The sequence below is a fragment of the Nostoc sp. DedQUE04 genome, from assembly GCF_034530995.1.
In the GTDB taxonomy this organism is placed as follows: Bacteria; Cyanobacteriota; Cyanobacteriia; order Cyanobacteriales; family Nostocaceae; genus Nostoc.
On the sequence record NZ_JAVRCA010000001.1, the window covers coordinates 278567 to 300104 of the forward strand.

18 protein-coding genes are annotated in these 21538 nt (G+C 42.3%); 6 read left to right on the forward strand and 12 right to left on the reverse strand.

Features of this window, described 5'->3' with window-relative positions:
* Positions 1-82 precede the first annotated feature (82 nt).
* From RM049_RS01390 to RM049_RS01405, 4 genes are all read right to left on the reverse strand, one after another.
* Positions 83-460, reverse strand: a complete 378-nt coding sequence (locus RM049_RS01390; protein ID WP_322689421.1) for a hypothetical protein — start codon at positions 458-460, stop codon at positions 83-85.
* Positions 461-478: 18 nt separating this feature from the next.
* Positions 479-943 (reverse strand): CYTH domain-containing protein, encoded by a 465-nt coding sequence (locus tag RM049_RS01395; RefSeq protein WP_322689420.1) that lies wholly within the window; start codon positions 941-943, stop codon positions 479-481.
* 323 nt (positions 944-1266) lie between these two features.
* Positions 1267-1953, reverse strand: a complete 687-nt coding sequence (locus tag RM049_RS01400) for a DUF6875 domain-containing protein (protein ID WP_322671836.1) — start codon at positions 1951-1953, stop codon at positions 1267-1269.
* Between the two features lie 1373 nt (positions 1954-3326).
* The gene (locus tag RM049_RS01405) at positions 3327-4973 is read right to left on the reverse strand and encodes an alpha/beta hydrolase (protein WP_322702886.1); all 1647 of its coding nucleotides are present in this window, start codon (positions 4971-4973) and stop codon (positions 3327-3329) included.
* A gap of 517 nt (positions 4974-5490) precedes the next feature.
* Here RM049_RS01405 and RM049_RS01410 point away from each other — a divergent pair.
* Positions 5491-5943, forward strand: a complete 453-nt coding sequence (locus tag RM049_RS01410; RefSeq protein WP_322689418.1) for a hypothetical protein — start codon at positions 5491-5493, stop codon at positions 5941-5943.
* Between the two features lie 144 nt (positions 5944-6087).
* Here the strand turns inward: RM049_RS01410 and RM049_RS01415 are convergent, their stop codons facing one another.
* From RM049_RS01415 to RM049_RS01435, 5 genes are all read right to left on the reverse strand, one after another.
* Entirely contained in the window at positions 6088-7137 is a 1050-nt protein-coding gene (locus RM049_RS01415) for a M28 family peptidase (RefSeq protein ID WP_322702887.1), read from the reverse strand.
* Between the two features lie 1009 nt (positions 7138-8146).
* On the reverse strand, positions 8147-9238 hold the full coding sequence (locus RM049_RS01420; RefSeq protein ID WP_322702888.1) for an ABC transporter ATP-binding protein: 1092 nt from the start codon (positions 9236-9238) through the stop codon (positions 8147-8149).
* A gap of 196 nt (positions 9239-9434) precedes the next feature.
* The gene (locus RM049_RS01425; RefSeq protein ID WP_322702889.1) at positions 9435-10319 is read right to left on the reverse strand and encodes a carbohydrate ABC transporter permease; all 885 of its coding nucleotides are present in this window, start codon (positions 10317-10319) and stop codon (positions 9435-9437) included.
* 3 nt (positions 10320-10322) lie between these two features.
* Positions 10323-11234, reverse strand: coding sequence for a sugar ABC transporter permease (locus RM049_RS01430; RefSeq protein ID WP_322702890.1), 912 nt, complete (start codon positions 11232-11234; stop codon positions 10323-10325).
* A gap of 52 nt (positions 11235-11286) precedes the next feature.
* Complete coding sequence (locus RM049_RS01435; RefSeq protein ID WP_322702891.1) at positions 11287-12648, reverse strand: ABC transporter substrate-binding protein; 1362 nt, start codon at positions 12646-12648, stop codon at positions 11287-11289.
* 318 nt (positions 12649-12966) lie between these two features.
* On the opposite strand from RM049_RS01435, the gene RM049_RS01440 reads away from it, so the two are divergent.
* Together RM049_RS01440 and RM049_RS01445 are read left to right on the forward strand one after the other, a co-directional pair.
* Complete coding sequence (locus tag RM049_RS01440) at positions 12967-14238, forward strand: sulfite exporter TauE/SafE family protein (protein ID WP_322702892.1); 1272 nt, start codon at positions 12967-12969, stop codon at positions 14236-14238.
* Positions 14213-14914 (forward strand): hypothetical protein, encoded by a 702-nt coding sequence (locus RM049_RS01445; RefSeq protein WP_322702893.1) that lies wholly within the window; start codon positions 14213-14215, stop codon positions 14912-14914. The genes RM049_RS01440 and RM049_RS01445 overlap by 26 nt, the downstream gene beginning before the upstream one ends.
* Positions 14915-15122: 208 nt before the next feature.
* Here RM049_RS01445 and RM049_RS01450 read toward each other — a convergent pair whose 3' ends face one another.
* From RM049_RS01450 to galE, 3 genes are all read right to left on the reverse strand, one after another.
* The gene (locus RM049_RS01450; protein WP_289796166.1) at positions 15123-15308 is read right to left on the reverse strand and encodes a DUF6887 family protein; all 186 of its coding nucleotides are present in this window, start codon (positions 15306-15308) and stop codon (positions 15123-15125) included.
* Positions 15301-15480 carry a DUF6888 family protein gene (locus RM049_RS39185; protein ID WP_416211730.1) on the reverse strand — a complete coding sequence of 60 codons (180 nt, stop codon included), beginning with the start codon at positions 15478-15480 and terminating at the stop codon, positions 15301-15303. The genes RM049_RS01450 and RM049_RS39185 overlap by 8 nt, the downstream gene beginning before the upstream one ends.
* 94 nt (positions 15481-15574) lie before the next feature.
* Positions 15575-16579: a UDP-glucose 4-epimerase GalE gene (gene galE, locus RM049_RS01455; protein ID WP_322702894.1), complete on the reverse strand. Its 1005-nt coding sequence runs from the start codon at positions 16577-16579 to the stop codon at positions 15575-15577.
* Positions 16580-16982: 403 nt separating this feature from the next.
* Between galE and RM049_RS01460 the strand changes: the two genes are divergently transcribed.
* The 3 genes from RM049_RS01460 to acsF all read left to right on the forward strand — a co-directional run bounded on the left by RM049_RS01460 (position 16983) and on the right by acsF (position 21047).
* Positions 16983-17630, forward strand: coding sequence for a hypothetical protein (locus tag RM049_RS01460; protein ID WP_322702895.1), 648 nt, complete (start codon positions 16983-16985; stop codon positions 17628-17630).
* Between the two features lie 246 nt (positions 17631-17876).
* A complete protein-coding gene (locus RM049_RS01465) occupies positions 17877-19628 on the forward strand; it encodes an ABC transporter ATP-binding protein (protein WP_322702896.1) in 1752 nt (583 codons plus the stop codon).
* A 363-nt stretch (positions 19629-19991) separates the two neighbouring features.
* Positions 19992-21047 carry a magnesium-protoporphyrin IX monomethyl ester (oxidative) cyclase gene (gene acsF / locus RM049_RS01470; RefSeq protein ID WP_322702897.1) on the forward strand — a complete coding sequence of 352 codons (1056 nt, stop codon included), beginning with the start codon at positions 19992-19994 and terminating at the stop codon, positions 21045-21047.
* The last annotated feature ends 491 nt before the right edge of the window (positions 21048-21538 follow it).

Sequence of the window (21538 nt, forward strand, 5' to 3'; positions counted from 1 at the left end):
CCAAAGCTACGCTTTGTCTCCCCTCCCCGCCTGCGGGGAGGGGCTGGGGGTGGGGTGCAATGACTGTGGGTATCATAACTAATTACCCCGACTTGATATGATTTCGCACACCACGTTCAGATCGTGAATCCAGCAAGATCGCTAACATAGAAGCATCGCGCCGATCGTCAGTGTTAGAGTACTGGGCTGGATCTCGATTTACTTGCACTTCTGCAATCTTTACGGTTTCTGCAATCACCTCAAAACGCACTTTGAAAATGCAAAAACCAGTCCAACTACGATGCAAGTATAGCCAAGGAGCCTCATAGAAAATGAACCACTTATCTTCCATCTGCTTTGGAATGACTCCAGCAGCAATTCGGTCGAATTCTTCCTGTGAGTAAACTGTTTCTAGCGTTATATTTTTGCATACAGAAGGTATCGGTTCTGTTTTCCAACCATTGCGTTTGGCTATTCGCATAGTTTTGATATCATTCTATTACCATTGTGAAAAAGGGTATTTTACTAAATTGCTGTTGAAATATCTAGAGTCATCAGAAACTTCTTGTCCAATCCAGTTTGGTAATTCAATTTGTTGATTTTCATCAGTGAGTTCAACTTCTGCTAATATCAGTCCTTTATTAACACCATCAAACTCATCTATTTCCCAAATAAAACCACCCGACTCTATTTTATATCTAGTTTTTTCTATAAAGGGACGTTGACATAATGTCTCAAGTATTTCTTGAGCATCTTGAACAGGAATAGGATACTCAAACTCTAATCTCGAATATTTTATATTGGGGCCTTTAATGGTCAAATAACTTTTTTCCCCTATTATACGTATGCGTACAGTTGCTTTATCTTGTGTAGCAATATATCCTTGACGATATACACTACCTTCAGCTAATCCTCTCCAGCTATTTCCTCTCACTAAATATTTACGCTCTATTTCTTTTGCCATTTTATTTACCAAATTATTTGCTTTTATATATCACAAATAATAGAGTAATCCGAAATTTTTTCACAAAAATGTGTGCGCAATGATTACAAATCAGAGTCAAGTTGTTGAAGTATTCATATTAACTAATTGATAATTAGCGATCGCTTCTACTGTAGTCCGATAATTTACATCCTGATGACGATTTGATGCTATCTGCATTAAGCAATTGCAACTAGCAGTAAATTCGTGATTTTTATCTCACTTATTTCAAGGCGCAATGAATTTTAAAGACTTTTAATTCTCCATACCTATGCTCAATAACTAACCTGTAATTAAAACATTTGTTATATGTAAGAACTCACCAAATTTTCTTGTTTAATTTGTTCTTTTGCTAAAGCCAATGCTTGACGAGCATTTTTAAACTTTATTTCATCTGTAAATTTATGCTCAAAATTCTTTAAATAAGCTTCCAAATATCGAATACGTAAGTGTGGATCGGCAGGATTCTGAAGAAAAGGGAGGTCAGCTTCAACCATGAACCGAATAGCCAACAGGGGGATAGGGCTACGAAGTGGACGAAAGTTTGGGTTGTGTAGACCAGGACTTTCATTACGTTTATGAAATTCTCCTATCATTAATCCTGACTCAACAAACAAAGGTTTAAGTTTTTGTTGGACACTATCTACTACATTAGTAGCGTCTTCTATATAGATGTCAGGAAAAATAAGTAAAAAAGCTTTATTAATTGCTAATTCCTGCTCTTGAGGATCTATTTGCAGAAATATATCTCGATAGCGTCCAACAATCTCTTCTAATTTTTCTGGATACAAATCTTTTGTGTGAATAACTGCTAGACGAATACTGTTTGATTTGAGAGAGAAAGGTACAAAAGGGCAAACTGCGCCGGGTCTACCTAAGCCAGGATGAGGCCTTCCTAAAAAGTTTTTCACCCACTCCATAATTTCAATTAAGGTAGAAAGGTCTTCGTGTTGCTGGAGTTGTTCAATTTCACGAGTTGTATAGAGTTGCATAAGCTTGAGTTAAATGGAATAATTGTTTAATTCTGAATCCCAAATTAGTTTATATACAGGTGTATTGTAAAACTAATTATTTAAGTAAATAAAACAAGCTCTTTGTTGTTGATTTTTGGTTAATCGGTAGCTTGCAGAAGATAACAATGCTCTCTCATTTAGTTCTGTGAACTTCAAGTAAGTTACTTCAAAACATACACAAACATATTTCACATCAAATAACTTGTTTTCATTTGTTTTGAAATTAGTTTGTAATATTTAGCTTCAGAACTAATATTGGAATCTTGAAATATTTGTAAGATATGCTACATTTTGGTAACACACTCTACAATTAATTGACAGATTTTTTCAAAAAGAATTTACGATTTTTATAGGATACGTATGTACCATCATTCGGCATCTACTCCTAGTTGTTTACACTGTTAAACTTCTGTTATTTTTACGAATACATTATAAATTTTATGTGTAAATAGTTATTTTTACTGTAAAAATTTAGTGTAGTTTTAACAGCAACTTTAGGGCTATTATCAAGGCAGTATACTTATAGCAAGTAAAAAGTTTACACAGAATTGGTATAAGTCAATTTTATAAGTTTTATAATACTTACAGCGAATTCCAAATTAATAAAGTACACTCTCCCAAATAGATTGGGGAGGATGCTTGATAGAGTGAGGTAGTTAATCCACTTAGAGGATGTCTGAGAAGTATTCAATATTTCGCTTGATCCCCCCTAGCCCACGCCAGTCGCTCATGGGGGAAACCCCCAAGACCGCGCTGGCTCCCCTTAAAAAGGGGGGAACTGGAATCAAAGTCCCCCAATTTATCGGGGGATTTAGGGGGATCTACAAGTCTCGAATACAACACCAAAAAGTTTTCAGACATCCACTTAGATGAAAATACTATATTCTCTATTGGTCGATCTCAACGTCAGGTATTTGTAGCGAATATCAGTATTTTAGGCTTTATTTGGTCTCAAAATAAAAATAGTAGGGATAGTTAGAATAAGCGGCGACTTCTACCGTTCCCCATACCCCTATTCTTAAGTAAGCTACTCACAAAATTAAATATTTTAGGACTTCCGGTACTATACCAATTAACCATAATATGCCTTAAGTCAAATTTATATTTCAGGTGCTGATTGCAACCCCGATTTTGCTGCATATTTACTGTTCTGGGTATTAGAAATGGTTCAAAAACCCAAAATTAGTATAGTCAATATGTATGATACGTAAGTCCTATATAGGACTCATATTTGATTTCTGAAAAAACTCAGTACACTCCTAAATCCCTTTTTTCCAGTTAAGAGTTCCCTCCCTACGCAAATATGTTCATTAATCAAATCGGATTCCTATATTTGTTTAATTGAAAGTCCATTATTTATCAACAAATTCTTTCACCACTGCCATAGCATCAGGAGGAATCTGGGTAATTAGACGGAAGGGAAATGCCGCAGTTGAAGCAAACTGAGCATAGTCTGGTGTCAGGAAGATAGCATAGTTTTTAGCTTCTGGAGTCATCTGAAAAGCAAAGGCCAAAGTTATAGCTTTAACATACTTGCGAACATCTGCTGCTTGTTCGCCGACAACTTCACCGCCACTAATCGGTGTATTTGGTTGTCCAACCTGATCTAATGTAGTGCTGGGGTCTTTTACACTGAGATGAGTAGCCCCAATAATACCAACTAGCGATTTTGGGGATGGGATCTTGTCAAATCCCACAATCTGTTCAGTTAAAGCTGGGGTGGTTTTATCGGCGGAACCTGCTAACACTATGGTAGGAACTTGTATCTTAGTTAACCCAGTTTCGCCAAAAATTAGAGAAGTTGTCGGATTGAAAGCGATCGCTTGTTTGATTCTGGGATCTCGTAGTTGATAGCTATTTTCTGGTAGTTCTTGAGCGATGCACTGGATATTTTCTCCCAAACTTAAGATAGTTAGGTTCTTTTTACAGCGTTGTTTGAGATGTTCTAGTTGCAACTCGGCTCCAGCAAGTGCTAAAGCTGTACCACCACCAAGAGAATAGCCAACAACCATCGCGTTTGTAGTTGCAAGTTTCCCTTGTAGGGGATAATTAGCTGTTTGGTTGAGTTTTGCTAATTCGTCGAGGACAAAACTAATATCTTGAGGGCGATTTAAAAACTCTTGAGGCTTCATGACTCTGGTTTTGCCTTGTAATGCTAAATCAATATTTGCCGCATTACTACCGGGATGTTCTAAAGCTGCTACTACATAACCGTGGGATGCTAAATGTTCTGCTAAGTAACGCAAGTCCGTGCGGACAGATGCAAAACCGTGAGAAAAGACGATTACGGGTTTGTCGGGCGTTGCAGCAGTTGACCAGTAAATATCAACTGGAATTTTGCGATCGCGCTTTTGATCGTTGAGACTTAAATTGAGTACTTTTACTTGGGCGCTTCCTGGTTGGCTGGGATCGAAAGGGAAAGCAATCTGCGGTGTTCTCGGATGTGCTGTTATAGGGTCAAGTTGGGGAGCGATCGCTAACATAAATTGCTGGGTACGCCAAAAAGCTGTATTTAAGTTTTTTGTAACAACCCAAGCCTTTGGTAAATCAATTTCTAAGCGTTTACTGGGATAAGCAGCAATAAAACTCAGTATAGAAAGACCTTGCGGTGCAGTAGAACCTAATACCAAGCCCGATCTGAGTGCTTGTACCCCAGCTTTGTCCTTTCGGGCTAAGGCTGTAGCAAAGTCACTGAGAATACTTGTACCAATCTGGGTATTAATTAACTTATCAAGTGTGACAACATTCATCGGTATATTCATACCCAGCGCCCCCAAGAAGAAGCGGCGTTGTTCTTCAGATAAAGACTGTAAACTCCCAGGCAATTTTCCTGTTTTTACAGCCTTTTGCAACTCAGTAAGAGAGATGGATTCTGTAAATAAACCGAAACGCACAACAACTGTGTCAGCTGCAATAGCCGAAGTATTTGCCCCCAGCTGTGTAAGTGCGATCGCGCTAAATAAACCCGCAACTGTCTTAAGACTTCTCCAATTTCCCATAAATTTTTATACCAACTGTTACTTACGGGAATATAACGGATATTTGTGTATTTGACTACCCCAATAATTGATTAGAAATAAAAGTAAATTTTTTCTTAACTTGATGGCGATGTCTACGACGGGCTACGCCTATGCTCTAATCTCCTCAAAGCATCTGCCAATGCAAACAGAGCCATATTACAAGGATAACAAAAGTAACGAATTGTAGAATTCATCACAGCTAAAAATTTGAGCATAAATCAGTGTTAACAGCCACAAAAGCTCGATTGTTTCTCAGCTACGTTTAAGACTGTAACGGAGCTACTAGAACAGGGAAAGCGATGCCTGCGGCGGTAAACTACGCATCTACAATCTGCAATTTTTTTTCACAGAAAAATTTAACCGACTGCTTAATGTTTTGTCTTTGCTGTTTCAAACGTTTTGCAGAGGTGTTGCAGGTGAATAGTCTGATTGCTGTAGCTGCACAATCGTTACTCATCAAATTCCCCCAGCCGCGTCAACAATTTTTCTTGGCTTTATGCGTCGCAGACTACCCTATATTTTAATTTTTCTGCTCTCTTTGAGTATTATTACACTGTGGTGGCCTGTGAATGATTCTGATTGCAATTTCGAGGCTTTTATCGCATCAAAAACTACAAAATTTCAAGTACATGCTACTAAGGTTAGTGTTCAGCCGTGGCGTGGTCGTCATCATGTATATGGCATCTTTATGATTCCTGATGAATACAAACAATCTCCATTTTTTGTGTTAACAGTCCAAGGTGCTGGTAGTTACTGTTCAAAACAATTTGGTTATAAACAAAACTTTGATGACATCTTTGCTGAACCAGGAACTTATCTGGTAAAGAAGCCTATTAGAACTCGAAAAACTCTGCGGCTCATTCTTCAAGGTTTATATTCTCAGGTCAATAATAAAAATAATTGGACATTGACTTTCCCGGAACCAAAAGCTAGTCAAAATAATTCGTAATTCGTAATTCGTAATTCGTAGTTACAATTAGTGTGGGCTTTAACCTACCACTGTCTTGTTGACCACTAAATATGCATATTTAGTGGGGGTCTGTACCCTCTTTAATTACGAATTAGTAATTATTTGGTCAAGATAATTTATAAGTTAGCTTGGTGGTTGAGTTTCCAAAATCTGGTTTTTCTCTAATAAAGCACTAGTCGCATTAACTACAATTTGTGCTGCTCCGGTGAAGAACGATCGCTCGATAGTCGCTGGTACATCGCTAGGTTGATGATAGTGCGGAGTACGTAAATTTGCGGTATCTGTCACCAGCACAGCACCCACACCTTGGTACCAAAACGGTGCATGATCGCTGCGTAAGGTGTCTGGTGTCAGTAAACCTTTAAAAGGAATTGGTAGTGTTAGAACTGCTGGCATTGATTCCTGTTTATTCAGGGCGGTTGAGGGGGTATTTTGTGAGTTTTGAAAGGCATTCAGTAAAGACAAATGTTCTGTATCACCGACTACTGCCAAAAAGTCGCCCTTGTCGCTAGGTGGCGTCACAGGCAATCCGGTAGGGTATTTCTGACATCCAGAAGTGTAACAAGCGTAACCTACCATATCCATAACGATCGCTCCGCCTAAATTTTGCAAGCGTGCTGTCTTACTCACAAAAGCCTGACTACCCAAAAGTCCTGCTTCCTCTTGGTCAAAAAAAGCTAGCTGTAAGGTTCGTGGCGTAGGACGGGAACCGAGTAACCGAGCGACTTCCAGCACTACAGCTACACCACTGGCATTATCATCGGCACCAGGGGAAGAGGCAACAGTATCGTAATGCGCTGCTACAAGAATTGCTTTCGCGGCTTTGTTAGTTCCTGGACGTTCGGCAAAAATATTCACACCGTCAGAGAAGTTTTCTAATTTAGGTTTCCAGCCGGCTTTTTTCAGTTCAGTTGTAATATAAGTGCGAGTAAGCGATCGCTCTTTTGTGGTGTAGCGCTGAAAATTCAACTTTTGGATATGGTTTAACAGCTTCTCAGTAGACACTTGGGGAGTAATATCAACTTCCCTTGATGGCTGTGAATCGAGTGTTTCCACCGGAATCCGCTCAACAATTGTCGGTGAGGGACGCTGTTCAAAAAACGTGCTACCTCTGCTACCCAACACTGCAACTGTCATCACCACCAACAGCATCAGCCAAATCCATTTTCTCATCTGATTTATCCTTGGCTTCCTGACTTAGGGTAGCGCAAATCCCCAAGCATCACTTTCCAGGATTGCTTCGGTTAAGGTTTTTTGATGAAAATTCTAGCGAGCGATCGCAAAGACGCGATAAATCTGATTAAGCTAAGAAACATCTAATTTGCATAATTGAATTAAATATAACTCTTGTGGGGTGGGCATCTTGCCATTGGTGTCAACTTAACGTGAAACCGCTTGTCCGCCGGGAATTGAAATTCCCGTCTCATAGCTAAAGTCATCTGAAGATGACTAAATATCGCCAAAAATCTCCAGTCTACTTCAGTAGACTTAAGCCTATTAGCCCGGAAATTTATTTCCGGGCGGGCATGGAAGCCAACAGTTAAGCTATTTCCAGCTTAAGTTGACACCAATGGCATCTTGCCCGCCCAGCTTATGCAATTTAAATGTGGAACAGCTTATTAGACCCTTGCAAAAGTCCCTAACACCCCACCCCCAACCCCTCCCCGCTTCCGGGGCTACCGTGTACACACAAGTCGAATTTCTTCTTAAATCCCAAAGATTACCTACTTAATCGCAGTGATGGTTAGGGTGGGGTAAAACTAAAGCTAAAACCTTAGTAAATCAGTTTTCAGGTGAGGTTTTGAGAATTTATGCAATAAATATATTGAATTCGGGTGGTCGTTTATTGAATTCGGGTAGTCGTTTATTGAATTCGGGTGGTCGTTTATTGAATTCGGGTAGTCGTTTATTGAATTCGGGTGGTCGTTTATTGAATTCGGGTGGTTGTTTATTGAATTCGGGTGGTTGTTTATTGAATTCGGGTGGTCGTTTATTGAATTCAAGCAGTGGTTAGGGTGGAGTAAAACCCAGATTCTTGAACAACGTAGAGACTTGTGTGTACACCGTAGGCTTGCGGGGAGGGGAACGTTTGCGTTAGCAAATGCGGGGTGGGGTTCTTTGTTTTTTATTTATGCAAGAGGTCTATTGTCGAGACGGCGATTCATCGCGTCTCTTGCTTGCGTTAACCTAACATTTGTCTTTTAACAAGAGCATGGCCAGATTGCACATCAAACCAGTGAATATCTTCAGGGGGCAATGCTAATGTAATATCCTCATTACTCCAATTTTGGTCTGTTGGCAACAAAGCACGTACCGTAATCGCTCCGGTTTGTGAACCCTCAACCTTGACACTGACCAAATAGTGCATACCCAAGTTTTCCACTAAAAACACTTTCCCTTGAATAGTCTGGGTATCACCTGGTTGAGCTATGCGGACATTTTCGGGGCGGATTCCCAAAACAATTTGCGGTGGTACAGTTGGTATATCTGGAAGAAGCACTTGGAAGTTACCCAAGAGCGCATATTGTCCCTTACAAGGCAGAGTTAGCAAATTCATTTGCGGACTACCAACAAATCCAGCCACAAATAGATTAGCTGGATGGTTATAGATGCGGTCAGGCGGGTCAAGTTGCTGGACATAGCCATCGTTGAGCAAGGCAACTTTCGTAGAAAGCGTCATCGCTTCGGTTTGGTCGTGGGTGACGTAAACAACTGGCACTTTTTGAGCGGCAAAAATTTGCTTGATATCGGCTCGGACTCTTTCCCGCAATAGTGCATCCAGGTTACTTAAAGGTTCATCCAGCAGGTAGACATCGGCATTACGTACCAAAGCACGACCGACAGCAACCCGTTGCCGTTGACCTCCAGACATTTGACCAGGCTTGCGGTTCATTAACTCTGCTAATCCTAAAACGTCTGCCACTTCTGCCACTCGCTGTTTAATTTCTGTCGGTGGTACTTTTTTCAGCTTCAGTCCAGAAGCGAGGTTTTCGTACACAGTCATGTGAGGATAGAGCGCATAACTTTGAAATACCATTGCAATATTGCGATCGGCTGCTCGTTTATAGGTGACATCTACATCCCCAATCTCGATCTGACCGCGAGTCGGTTCCTCAAGACCTGCAATCATGCGTAAAACGGTGGATTTGCCACAGCCAGAAGGGCCAAGTAAAGTGAGAAACTCATGGTTATCTACAGTTAAACTAACGTCTTTGACAGGGACGACTTTAGGACTGTAGGTTTTATTCAAGTTTTTAAGTTCGAGTTTAGCCATTTTTCATTTATCATTTGTCATTTGTCATTTGTCATTGGTCATTTGTCATTTGTCATTTGTCATTTGTCATTTGTCAGAAATTATTATTCTCCCCTCTGCTTTCCCTGCTCCCCTGCTCCCCTGCTCCCCTGCTCCCCTGCTCCCCTGCTCCCCTGCTCCTCTGCTTTCCCTGCTCCTCTGCTCCCCCTGCTTCCCCTTATCCCTTGACAGCACCAGCGGTAAGACCTTGGACAATCCGGCGCTGGAAAAACAAAACTAGTAAAATCAGGGGTAATGTCCCGATGACAGTTGCAGCAGCGATCGGGCCATAGGGAATTTCATATATTGTCGCACCACCCAACTGAGCCGCAGCAACGGGAATTGTCTTCAACTCTTCACGCGTCATAAACGTGAGAGCAAAAATAAACTCGTTCCAAGCAAAAATAAAGGTAAGGATTCCAGTAGTTACTAAAGCGGGAAGGGTCATGGGCAGCACGATTTGCCACAGTAGTTGGAAAGTGTTATAGCCATCAACCCTAGCAGAATCTTCCAAGTCTTTTGGTAATTGTTCAAAAAAGCTTTTAAGTACTAAAATTGTTAGCGGCAAATTGATCGCAGTATAGGGTATAATTAGCGCCAGATAATTATTGCCCAATTTCAGCGCTTGGATAATTTCTAATAATCCTAAGAACAAGAGAATTCCAGGAAATAAGGTAACAATTAAAATGCTGGCGAGGATAACTTTTTCACCCCAAGGACGTAACCGTGCCAGAGCATAAGCCGCAGGTGCGCCGATCGCTAAAGCTACAGAGGTAGAAGTAATCGACACAAAGGCACTATTGAAGATGTAGCGCCAAAATGGACGACGAGTGAATAACTCAATGTAGTGATTGAAAGTGAATCGTGTGGGGAAATAGACAGTAGGAACGGCTGCAATATCGTCATTTACTTTAAACGAGGTCAGCAATTGCCATAAGGCTGGCGCGAGGCTAAATAGCACTATTAATACAACTATGATGAACAGCAAGATTTTTTTCAGAGAAAACTTGGTTACCCCTGTTCGTTTTGGAGTCGTTGGAACTGCTTGGGGAGTTACACTCATGGCTTAAATGGCTCCTGATGTTTTGGCACGATATTTGTTAAGCAAGAAACTAGCGATCGCCACCGCCGCAATTAATATTAAAAATGTCACTACTACTAGGGCTGCTCCATAACCAAAATCTAAGTAGCGCATCACCGTGGAGTAAATGTACAATGACACCACTTCTGTAGCGCCACCAGGGCCACCCCCAGTCATCACAGCAATCAAGTCAAAAATTCCGAAAGCTTGAGCAAACCGAAATAGCACTGCAATTAATATCTGCGGCAGCAGTAATGGCAGGGTAATATTGCGGAAACTTTGCCAAGCAGTTGCTCCATCAACCGAGTAAGCTTCATAGAGGTCTATTGATATCGACTGCAACCCAGCCAGCAATAGAATACTAATAAACGGCGTAGTTTTCCAAACATCAGCAAAAACCACTGCGATCGTTGCCAGCGTTGGCTCTCCTAACCAATTAATCCCAGTCTTAATCAGCCCCAAGCGTAGCAGAATATCATTCACAACCCCAAACTGATCGTTAAAAATCCAAGACCACGCCAGACCAATCAAAGCAGTTGGCAAAGCCCAAGGGATAATGGCGGTTGTACGCACTATGCCCCGACCAACAAACGCCTGATTGAGAACTAGGGCAATCCCCAGTCCTAGCAACAGTTCTGAGATTACGGATGCTGTTGTGAACACGGTTGTCGCCCACAAACTCTGCCAGAAACGACCATCACCTGCCATCCGCACATAATTTTCCAAACCAGAGAATACAGGTTGTAACTCTGTTCCCAAATTTCTAGTAAATACGCTTAACCAAAATGCTCGTAAAATCGGGTAGGCAAATACAAACAACAACAGCAGCAATGCTGGTGTTAATAAAATCCAGGCTGTCTGTTGTTCTCGATTTCTTAGTGTATGTAAATTTGTCATTTGTCATTTGTCATTTGTCATTGGTCATTGGTCATTTGTCATTGGGAACTGGCTATGTAATTCTTCTCCCCCTGCTCCCCTGCTCCCCTGCCCCCCTGCCCCTCTGCCCCCCTGCCACCAGCAATCGCCGCGTTTCCGCAGCAGCAGCTTGCATTGCTCGTTCAGGATTCATTCGACCGGATAACGCGGCACTGAGATAACGCTGTAAAATATCTGATGTCTGAGCATATTGCGCGATCGGTGGACGTAAAACTGCATTGTCCACGACCTGCAATAACTGTGGATAGTGGGGGTATTTAGCAACAATCCCTGGATCTGTAAACAGTTCCCGGCGACTGGGCACATAACCTGCACTGAAAATGAATCGGCGCTGTGCTTCCCGACTGGTAAAATACTGAATTGCTTTCCAAGCTTCTTCAGGATGTTGAGAAGATTTCGCAATCCCTAAACCCCAGCCCCCAAGACAAGCCGCTCCCGTCTTCCCAGGAGCATGAACCATCGGTTTAATCGCAATTTTGCCCCGGATTGATGAATTTTCTGCTTGGGCTAGAGGCCACGCGTATGGCCAACTACGTAAAAACGCTACTTGACCACTTTGAAACAAACGTCGGGTGTCTTCTTCTTGATAGGTTGTGACTCCAGGCGGAGAAACGCCTTCGCTGATGGTACTACGTAGAAACTCAATGGCTTTTAATGTTTCTGGTCGATCTAGTCCAACTTCAAGGGTGTCGGGTTTAACCCAGAAGCCACCAAAGCCATCAAGGACTTCCGCAAACATCGCCACAAGTCCTTCATATTGGCGACCCTGCCAAACATAGCCCCAATTTACCTGCTTTTTCTTCTGCAAAACTTGGGAAATTCGGATCAAATCATCAAATGTTTCTGGTGGTTGCAATCCTGCTTGTTTAATTAAATCTTCGCGGTAGTAGAGCATTCCTACGTCGGAACGCACTGGAATGCGGTACAGCTGGTTTTGATAACGTCCCCCTTCTACATCCTGGGGTGAAAATGCTGCCAACTCTTCTTTAGAAATGCGATCGCCTAAAGGTAGCAACCATCCAGCAGCAGCAAACTTGGATGTCCAGATCACATCCATATTGATCAGGTCATAAGGGGATTCACCTAAAATAAAAGATGAGGTATACAGGTCTTCGAGCAAATTTGTGGCATTCGGCCCTTCAACTAAGTTAATGCGAATACCTGGGTTCTCAGCCTCGAAGTCTCTAATTAAACCCTGCCTCCAAGGTTGGGCATCAGGGGCAGTCATTAACAGATTGAGGGTAACTGGTTGCTGCGAGAGTACTACCCAACTGAACAATATAATGCTCAAGAGAGTTGCCAGGAAAACCCCTATATGCAAATAACTTTGTTTTTGGATGAATTTTTGTATGTTAATTGGCTTTCGGTACAACATTATCAATGTAGCGATCGCTAGTAGTAATTCTTAGGAAATAAAAACATAAAACATTTCCAAAAAGATTATTTCGTATTATTTTTTTACGGTTTTTTATAAGTAAAATTAATTTATTGAACAGAAGTCAGAATTCTTCAATAGAGAAAACATCAAGTTTGACGCTTTGTCTTTTGACAGCGATCGCAACTTCACTTACAGTTCCGCACTAGAGGAGTTTTGAGTACTAAGTAAAGAAGAAAAGAAAAAATTTCTTATTACTTCTTCAAAATCTTTATTCGGACACTCAGGACTCATAACTCAGAACTCGGAACTTTTTTTATGGTAGATTTGTTGCTGATCGCAATCCTGGGGTTCCTGGGGAGTTTTGGACACTGCTTTGGGATGTGTGGCCCGCTAACAGTGGCGTTTTCTCTGTCTCATCAACCGAAAATTCCACAAACAGTCTCTTTGGGACGGACATCAACCTTAGAAAAGCCCGATACTTGGCAACAGCAATTAAAATTTCATATTTTGCTAAACCTGGGGCGGATGTTGAGCTATGCTCTAGTCGGTGCTGGCATTGGGGCGCTAGGTTCGGTATTGCTGCAAGGTGGACAGCTAGCGGGTGTTGGCAGCGACTTCCGGCGCTGGATGGCAATTCTGACTGGTGTGATGTTGATTTGGTTTGGCTTAGGACAAGTAAAACCCGATTTACTACCGCGAATTCCGGTGTTACATCCCCTATTGCAAGGTAATTTACACGATCGCCTCAGCAGCGGAATGGTTAAGCTTTCCTTAAAAACCAAATGGTGGACGCCAATGCTTTTGGGGATGACTTGGGGTTTAATGCCCTGTGGTTTTTTGTATGCTGCCCAAATTAAAGCTGCTGAAACTGGCAATTTATGGATGAGTACAGCTACTATGCTAGCTTTTGGCTTGGGAACCTTACCCACGATGCTAGGTGTAGGCGTTTCCTCATCTTTGGTAAGTAAAGACAGGCGCAGTCAGTTGTTTCGGTTAGGCGGTTGGGTAACACTCATTATTGGCGTCATCACCTTGCTGCGGACTGGTGACACAATGGTAGATTACACCGGACACGCCGCCTTAATCTGCTTAATTTTGGCGTTAATTGCGCGTCCGATTAGTGGCTTGTGGGCTTCACCACTGCGTTACCGTCGTGGTTTAGGTGTGGGATCTTTTGTGCTTTCTGTGGTTCACACCTTCCACATGATAGAACACTCATTGCAATGGAATTTTGCCGCCTTTTCGTTTCTGCCGCCAGAATTTCAGTGGGGGATGGCTGCGGGTGCTGTAGCATTGGTATTAATGTCCCCCGCCGCTTTTACAAGTTGGGAATCGTTGCAGAAATCTTTGGGTAAGCGTTGGCGACAGATTCATCTATTGGGTGTGCCAGCCTTGCTCTTGAGTGCCATTCATGCTGTGTTGATTGGTTCCCATTACCTGGGTTCCTTGCAATCAACTTGGGGAAATAAATTAGCGGCAGTACTGATGGTAATTGTTACTCTCAGTGTCTTGCTAGTGCGTTCGCGCTTTTTCTGGTCAAAGTTAGCCGTAGAAAAGTTTTATGTTCCCCCAACCAAATCGCGGTAAATCATCTTTATTTTCTGGCTCCGTTTCAACGAGTCAAAAACAGAGGCGTTACCCTCTCAAAGGCATTTTCTGGAAGAATCAAGGAACGATAAAGTATTTATTATTCCTCAGTTGCTTAGTTATATCAATAACTAATCTTTACCCTGCTTTTGCTCATAAGGTGGAAGTAGCCTCAGATGTTGGCGGCACTCTCCACATTGAACCAAATGATAATCCCCGTGCTGGAGAACCAAGCCAAGCCTGGTTTGCACTTACCCGCAGAGGTGGAAAAGTGATTCCTCTGTCACAGTGTAATTGTCAATTGGCTGTTTATGCCGAACCTTATGCAGCCGGAGAGCCACCACTTTTAGAACCACAGTTACAACCTGTGTCAGCAGAACGTTATCAAGGCATTCCAGGTGCAGAAGTTGTCTTTCCCAAGCCAGGTCTTTATGAATTGCAACTAAATGGAAAACCTGTCTCTGGGGCAAGATTCAAACCCTTTGAATTCAAATTTGAAGTGACTGTGGCAGGAGGCGGGTCTACACAAAATACACAAAACCTGCGAAATGTCAATGGTGATTTAGTAGAAGGTCAATCTCAACAATTACCAACTTGGGCGATCGCACTGCCAATTCTCGGATTTATCGGCATCTTAGTTGTCGTACTGCGAAGCATGAGAGGGGGTAGCGAGTGAGTGTTCTCACATAAAATCTTGTCGTTATAGCGTTTCCTAAATAAGACCTTAGTTCGATAAACCTCTCCCTGCCTTGAACTAAAGTTCAAGTCTGTCCCTCTCTGAGTCGGAGAGGGATGGTTTTGTGTAGTAAAACCTCTTAGAGGTTTCAATATTTACCAGAGTTAGGCGGTTACTACATGAGCCGTCGAACTTTTTTAATTTACTGTCAACTAGCTTGGCTAATACGCCGTTGTAACTCGATTTCAAATTCCTCATCAGTGCGAGTGATGACTTTTGGTCGTTGGTCTAACCTGTCCATTAAAATATGGAATGCTTCGGTGTCCTGTGGATGATATCTAACCCAATCTCTTAATTCATTATCTGACATGGCTTGATAATCAGGTTTAGTCATGGAAATCAAGCTCACCATTTGGATATATCTCTATTTGTATTGTGTCTCGAATTAAAACGTATATGCGCTTTGTTCTTTCGTCCAGTCGCACCACGTTGATAGGCTGAAACATATTACTTGCTCTCACACATCTACTGTAAAACGCTCTCAACTGTTCTGTTGTTGGTTCCATCTAGACTCCACTCTCAATAAAGCTATCAAGTAAGTCGCTAAGGCATTGAGCTGAGATGCACAACTTTCACGTCGCGCATCTCGGCTCAATGCCATCAAGTCGAATGATGTCGCTTCTGGTGCCACTGCCACGCGTCAGCAACAATATCTTTGATGGATGGATACTGAGGTTGCCAGCCTAAGACTGTTCTGGCTTTATCGCTGGTGCCAATGAGAACTGGGGGATCGCCAGGACGGCGATCGCGTTCTTCTACTGGTATCGAAGTTCCTGTCACTTCTTCGACTGCGGCTATGACTTCTCTGACGGAGAAACCGCTGCCATTGCTCAAATTAAAAACTTCGCTATCGCCACCTTTTAATAAATATTCCAATCCCAAAATATGGGCATCTGCTAAGTCGTTAACGTGAATATAATCACGAATACACGTACCATCGGGCGTGGGGTAATCAGTGCCGAAAATTGAAATGGATTCTCGTTTGCCTAAAGCTGTCATTAGCACCAAGGGAATTAAATGGGTTTCTGGGTTGTGATCCTCGCCTAGTAAGCCATCGGGATTAGCACCAGCAGCATTGAAGTAGCGAAAACGCACTGATTGCAAACCGTAAGCAACGTCAAAATCAGAGAGAATCCTTTCTACCATCAGCTTTGTAGCGCCATAGGGATTAATCGGATTTTGGGGATGGGTTTCTGGAATGGGCACGAATTCCGGTACCCCATAGGTGGCACAGGTAGAAGAAAAGACAAATTTCTTTACAGATGCTGTCAGCATCGCTTCTAACAGGGTCAAAGTACCAAGGACGTTATTGCGGTAATATTTGGCCGGATCGCTCACCGATTCTCCTACGTAGGCATAAGCAGAAAAATGCATCACTGCGGCAATATCATGGGTTTTAAATACACGATCGAGCAAGGCGCGATCGCTTGTGTCCCCAATTATCAGTTCTACCTGTAAAATCTCTTCTACTAGATCGCGATGTCCATAGACCAGATTATCAAGTATGACAACGCCATAACCCGCTTTCTTCAAAGCAAGCACTGTATGAGAACCAATATATCCAGCTCCCCCCGTTACCAGAATAGTAGGCTTTCCAGGCGACATAGTTTTTCCTTTTGAGTAGATTACTTAATTAATTTAGTTTACCGGTACTAGATTACTCTTCTGGAAAATTATAAATAATAGACGCAGTGTCAAAAAATTGCACTAAAATCACTACGACGGTAGTCATTGGGTGTGAGGTTTGAGAAATTTTAAGTCAAACAGTACGATTACAATTTGACAATAAAATAAATCCATTTCCCGAAACCTCTAGGTTGAACCTTACGGGTGACGTTTATAACGTCGCTATCAGTAAGAAGTCGCCAGTTGTTTTATGTATGGTTTCCCTGCATGGCAGTCTTTTCTGGGGGCAACCCCAATCGAAACGGACTGCCTCTCCTGACGGAGACGCTACGCGAACACCACCACACTGGCTCACTGCACCAGAAAATTTGAGAGTTAGTCTATGTTTCTATTGTTAAGCCGGGTACTGCTGTGGCTGCTGATTGGCACTATCGTTTATTCTCTGTTCCAGCGATTTTATCCCTCTGGAACTTTTGTCGGACGATTAATCTTAGTCGTTATCTTGGTAATCGTAGCCCTATCATTTCTTAACCCCAGTGAACCTGCTGTGGCGTCGTTGTGGAGGATGTTATCTTTTCCACTCAAGCCTCTAGGAGCCTCTGTTTTACTGATGATTCTTGCCGCTCAGAAAATCAAAGGAGGTGGAATAGATAAACCAGGAGGATACTTGATCGGTTGGGCACTGACTATTTTGCTGTTGGCAAGTACACCAGCAGTCGCCTATTTCCTTTATAGAGCACCTCTAGCAATGACGGGCGAAACGTCTGTCGCAAGTGCTACAACATCTGAGACACTGGTGGCATTAAGGCAACCCACCACAACGAACATCTCAGATGTAACGGGGGATAGCATTCTTTCTTATAATTTGAGAGTGCCTCCCTATTTATTACAAGGAAGTCCTCAAGATATTCGCACACGCGGTTTACGACTTGAAGACTTTGTACCAAATTCGGAAACATTGCAATTGACAACAAGAACTTGGGAAAGTTATCTCCTTGAAATTTACAGGTTCTTGCGTGTTCAGCGGTAATCAGGCAAGAGAACAATACTTGGTTCGTAGTAAGCGCTTGAGCCATTAATCAAAGGACTAAAGTCCTTACTACGAACTTATTTCTTCATTAAAGTTGCTGTGATGGACTACTAGTAATGAATGGCAATAACTATCCAGTTAAAAGAGGTAACAACAGCTGAATTTATCACAAGCGATATTCCCTCTTCATAGCTGCCTTCTTGGACTAGCAGTTAATCTAGATGATAAAGTTGCACAATTGCTTTAATGGCAAAATCTCAACGAATCGCTAAACTCAGTGCTTACCTACGACCCCATTGGCGGGAAGCCTCCTTGGGTATTCTCGCTTTGTTGTCTGTCAATGCACTGGGTGTTTATATCCCTTGGTTGATTCGTGCTGGTGTTGACAAACTCTCGACAACCTTCAGCTGGAACCAAATACTACATTACGTAGTAGTTATTGTCTTGCTCAGTTCGGCAATGTGGCTAATGCGGATGGCATCACGCATTTGGCTATTTGGGGTGGGACGGCAGGTGGAATTTGACCTGAAACAACGGATTTTTGAACACTTACTGAAACTGGAACCTGGTTATTTTGCCAGTAATACTGCTGGCGATTTGATTAGTCGCGCTACTAGTGATGTGGACAATATCAAGCGGTTATTGGGTTTTGCGGTCTTGAGTTTGGCAAATACGATGTTTGCCTACGCCCTGACACTGCCAGTAATGCTGACAATTAGTGTGGATCTCACCCTAGCCGCCCTGGCAGTATACCCTTTTATGCTCTTATTGGTGAGTCTGTTTAGCGATCGCTTACGCAAACAACAAGCAAAAGTCCAAGAGCAACTCTCTGACATCAGCGAACTCATCCAAGAGGATATCAGTGGCATTGCCTTAATTAAAATCTATGCTCAAGAAGCTAACGAGCGTCGAGCTTTTGCCAAGAAAAATCAGCAGCTATTGACTGCTAACCTGGAACTAGCAAAACTCCGCAATACACTGTTTCCGCTAATTGGTGGGCTAGCTAATATCAGTTCGCTGGTGATCATCTGGCTAGGATCGGCACGGATGTCTGCTGGGACACTTCAGGTTGGCGATTTTTTAGCATTGTTAATTTATGTAGAGCGTCTAGTTTTCCCCACTGCTCTTTTAGGATTTACAATTACTGCCTACCAACGCGGTGAAGTTAGTATCGATAGGCTTGAAGCTATTCTCTCTGTCACACCAAAAATTAAAGATGCAGCCGATGCCATACATCTGCCAGTGGCTGAACTCAAAGGCGAACTAACAGCTAAAAATCTCACCTATAATTACCCTGGTTCCACTACTCCAGCTTTAGCAAATGTTAACTTTACCATTGCTCCTGGAGAAACTGTTGCGATTGTTGGGGCAATTGGTTCGGGGAAATCTACATTGGCCAATGCTTTACCCCGCTTGTTGGATATTGAATCAGGACAATTGTTTTTAGATGGGGTAGATATTACTAAGATCGCTTTGACAGATTTACGAGGTGCGATCGCCTACGTTCCTCAAGATAGCTTTCTATTTAGCACTACAATCAAAAATAATATTCGCTACGGCGATCCAGTTAGCGAACAACAGCAGGTAGAAGCTGTCGCTAAACTTGCCCAAATTGAATCAGAAATCCAGAATTTTCCCCAGCAATATGAAACTATTGTTGGCGAACGCGGTATTAATCTTTCTGGCGGTCAACGGCAACGTACTGCTTTGGCTCGAGCAATGTTGGTCAATGCTCCAGTGTTAATTTTGGATGACGCTCTCTCTAGTGTGGATAATCAAACAGCTACGAAAATCCTCAAAAATCTCTCCAGTGGTACTGAACGCAAAACAGTAATTTTTATTACGCATCAATTATCGGCGGCGGCGGCAGCTGACCGAATTTTTGTCATGGAAAAGGGAAAAATTGTGCAGGTCGGAAATCACTTAGAACTTTTACAACAACAGGGCTTATATAGAACTTTGTGGAGCCAGCATCAAGTTGAGGAATTACTGCGGTGAAGCAGGGGGCAGAAGGCAGGGGGGCAGAAGGCAGAAGGAAAGAATTATGATTGAGTTAGGGACTAGGGATTGGGAAGATTTGAATGGAGATTAGGGATTGGGTAATCAGCTCAAAAATGATGTTCGGGGCTATTACCCATAGCAAATTTTGAAATATTTTCCCAGTCCCCAGTCCCCAGTCCCCAGTCCCCAGTCCCTTTTACGCTTGGCTGAAATTGGGGAATCCTTCTTGGGCGCAACCCGTTGAAGAAAAATTCAGAAATTCCGACTTTACTGAAGGATTGTAAATTAGGTCTAGCAAAATAATTGCATTTGTCATAGCTTTATAGTTATAGAACTATTGACTCGCTCGCCTCATCACTCATGGTTAACACCCTACCCAAGCCAGAAACTAAAACCCCCAGCAAAGAAACTGTACTTACCCCCCGGTTTTACACTACAGATTTTGAAACCGCAGCCAAGCTGGATTTGTCTGCCCAGGAAACGGAATTGCAGGCGATGTTGACAGAAATGCGGACAGACTACAATCGGCATCATTTTGTCCGGGATGAAGCGTTTGAGCAGTCTTGGGAACACATTGACGGTGAAGCAAGGCAGGCGTTTATAGAGTATTTGGAACGTTCTTGCATTTCTGAGTTTTCCGGCTTCTTGCTATTCAAAGAATTATCCCGCAAGCTAAAAAATCGTAGCCCAGTGCTAGCGGAAATCTTTCAAATGATGGCGCGTGATGAAGCCCGCCACGCCGGATTTCTCAACAAAGCAATGGCTGATTTTAAACTCTCCCTTGATTTGGGCGCTGTTACTAAAACCCGCACTTATACATTTTTCCCGATTGAATGGGTACTTTACACCGTTTACCTCTCAGAAAAAATCGGTTACTGGCGTTACATTATTATTTTCAGGCATCTAGAAAAGCACCCAGAAAACCAGTTTTACCCGATATTCCGCTACTTTGAGAGCTGGTGTCAAGACGAAAACCGCCACGGAGATATATTCAAGGCATTATTGCGTTCTCAACCGCAACTTTGGAACACCTGGAAATCTAGGCTGTGGAGTCGCTTTTTCTTGCTATCAGTATTTGCTACTCACACCCTGACAGTTCATGAACGTTCTGGATTCTACAAATCATTGGGACTTGATGCCACAGAATTTGATATCCAAGTTGTCCGCAACACCAATGAAACCGCAGGACGGGCTTTTCCTGTAATGTTGAATACCGAACATCCCAAGTTTTTCCCACGTCTGCAACGCTGTGCAGGTTACAACTTGAAAATTGCAGAGATTGAAGGCAGTTATAACCCGAAATTGGTGAAGCTAATTCGCAAACTACCTTTGATTGCAGCAATTGTTTGGAATCTGCTGTTAATTTACCTCATCAAACCAATTGATACTGAAGCCCTGCGGGGAACGGTTCGTTAGCTATTAGACCTCTTGCAAAAGTAATTTTTGCAAGAGGCGGGAAAAGGGGAAAGGTTAAAAGGAAAAGGTTTTTATTGTTCCTTTCCCCTTTCCCTCTTACCCTTTTACCGACTTATGCCAAGAAGTCTATTGATTAGACATCTGGTTGTGAAATTAATTATGTGTTCTGAATAACGCATAATTAATTTCACTAGATATCAATTCTTGAATATTTGGTAGCTAAATGATGACAAAATTAGACTAAAGTCTATTTAACAAATTGATGTCATCAAGAGATAAAAGAGTAAAGTCAAGCCGACCAAAGCAATTGTAATTTTTTGAGCATTTCTCATCAAGTGCAGATTAGCGAGCGTATTAGCAACTCAAAGCCATACATCGTGAGGTTTTGTCTGACGATGACATTAATCTGTTAAAACGATAAATAATCTGTTAAGCGACATAAACCTCGTCTACGTTGAAACCCGTAGTTTTTCCTCATCTTCTTCAAGATG

Coding starts and splice junctions, on each gene's coding strand:
- RM049_RS01390 (WP_322689421.1), bottom strand. CDS start 460: ATGCGAATAGCCAAACGCAATGGTTGGAAAACAGAACCGATACCTTCT.
- RM049_RS01395 (WP_322689420.1), bottom strand. CDS start 943: ATGGCAAAAGAAATAGAGCGTAAATATTTAGTGAGAGGAAATAGCTGG.
- RM049_RS01400 (WP_322671836.1), bottom strand. CDS start 1,953: ATGCAACTCTATACAACTCGTGAAATTGAACAACTCCAGCAACACGAA.
- RM049_RS01405 (WP_322702886.1), bottom strand. CDS start 4,973: ATGGGAAATTGGAGAAGTCTTAAGACAGTTGCGGGTTTATTTAGCGCG.
- RM049_RS01410 (WP_322689418.1), top strand. CDS start 5,491: ATGCGTCGCAGACTACCCTATATTTTAATTTTTCTGCTCTCTTTGAGT.
- RM049_RS01415 (WP_322702887.1), bottom strand. CDS start 7,137: ATGAGAAAATGGATTTGGCTGATGCTGTTGGTGGTGATGACAGTTGCA.
- RM049_RS01420 (WP_322702888.1), bottom strand. CDS start 9,238: ATGGCTAAACTCGAACTTAAAAACTTGAATAAAACCTACAGTCCTAAA.
- RM049_RS01425 (WP_322702889.1), bottom strand. CDS start 10,319: ATGAGTGTAACTCCCCAAGCAGTTCCAACGACTCCAAAACGAACAGGG.
- RM049_RS01430 (WP_322702890.1), bottom strand. CDS start 11,234: ATGACAAATTTACATACACTAAGAAATCGAGAACAACAGACAGCCTGG.
- RM049_RS01435 (WP_322702891.1), bottom strand. CDS start 12,648: ATGTTGTACCGAAAGCCAATTAACATACAAAAATTCATCCAAAAACAA.
- RM049_RS01440 (WP_322702892.1), top strand. CDS start 12,967: ATGGTAGATTTGTTGCTGATCGCAATCCTGGGGTTCCTGGGGAGTTTT.
- RM049_RS01445 (WP_322702893.1), top strand. CDS start 14,213: ATGTTCCCCCAACCAAATCGCGGTAAATCATCTTTATTTTCTGGCTCC.
- RM049_RS01450 (WP_289796166.1), bottom strand. CDS start 15,308: ATGACTAAACCTGATTATCAAGCCATGTCAGATAATGAATTAAGAGAT.
- RM049_RS39185 (WP_416211730.1), bottom strand. CDS start 15,480: ATGGAACCAACAACAGAACAGTTGAGAGCGTTTTACAGTAGATGTGTG.
- galE (WP_322702894.1), bottom strand. CDS start 16,579: ATGTCGCCTGGAAAGCCTACTATTCTGGTAACGGGGGGAGCTGGATAT.
- RM049_RS01460 (WP_322702895.1), top strand. CDS start 16,983: ATGTTTCTATTGTTAAGCCGGGTACTGCTGTGGCTGCTGATTGGCACT.
- RM049_RS01465 (WP_322702896.1), top strand. CDS start 17,877: ATGGCAAAATCTCAACGAATCGCTAAACTCAGTGCTTACCTACGACCC.
- acsF (WP_322702897.1), top strand. CDS start 19,992: ATGGTTAACACCCTACCCAAGCCAGAAACTAAAACCCCCAGCAAAGAA.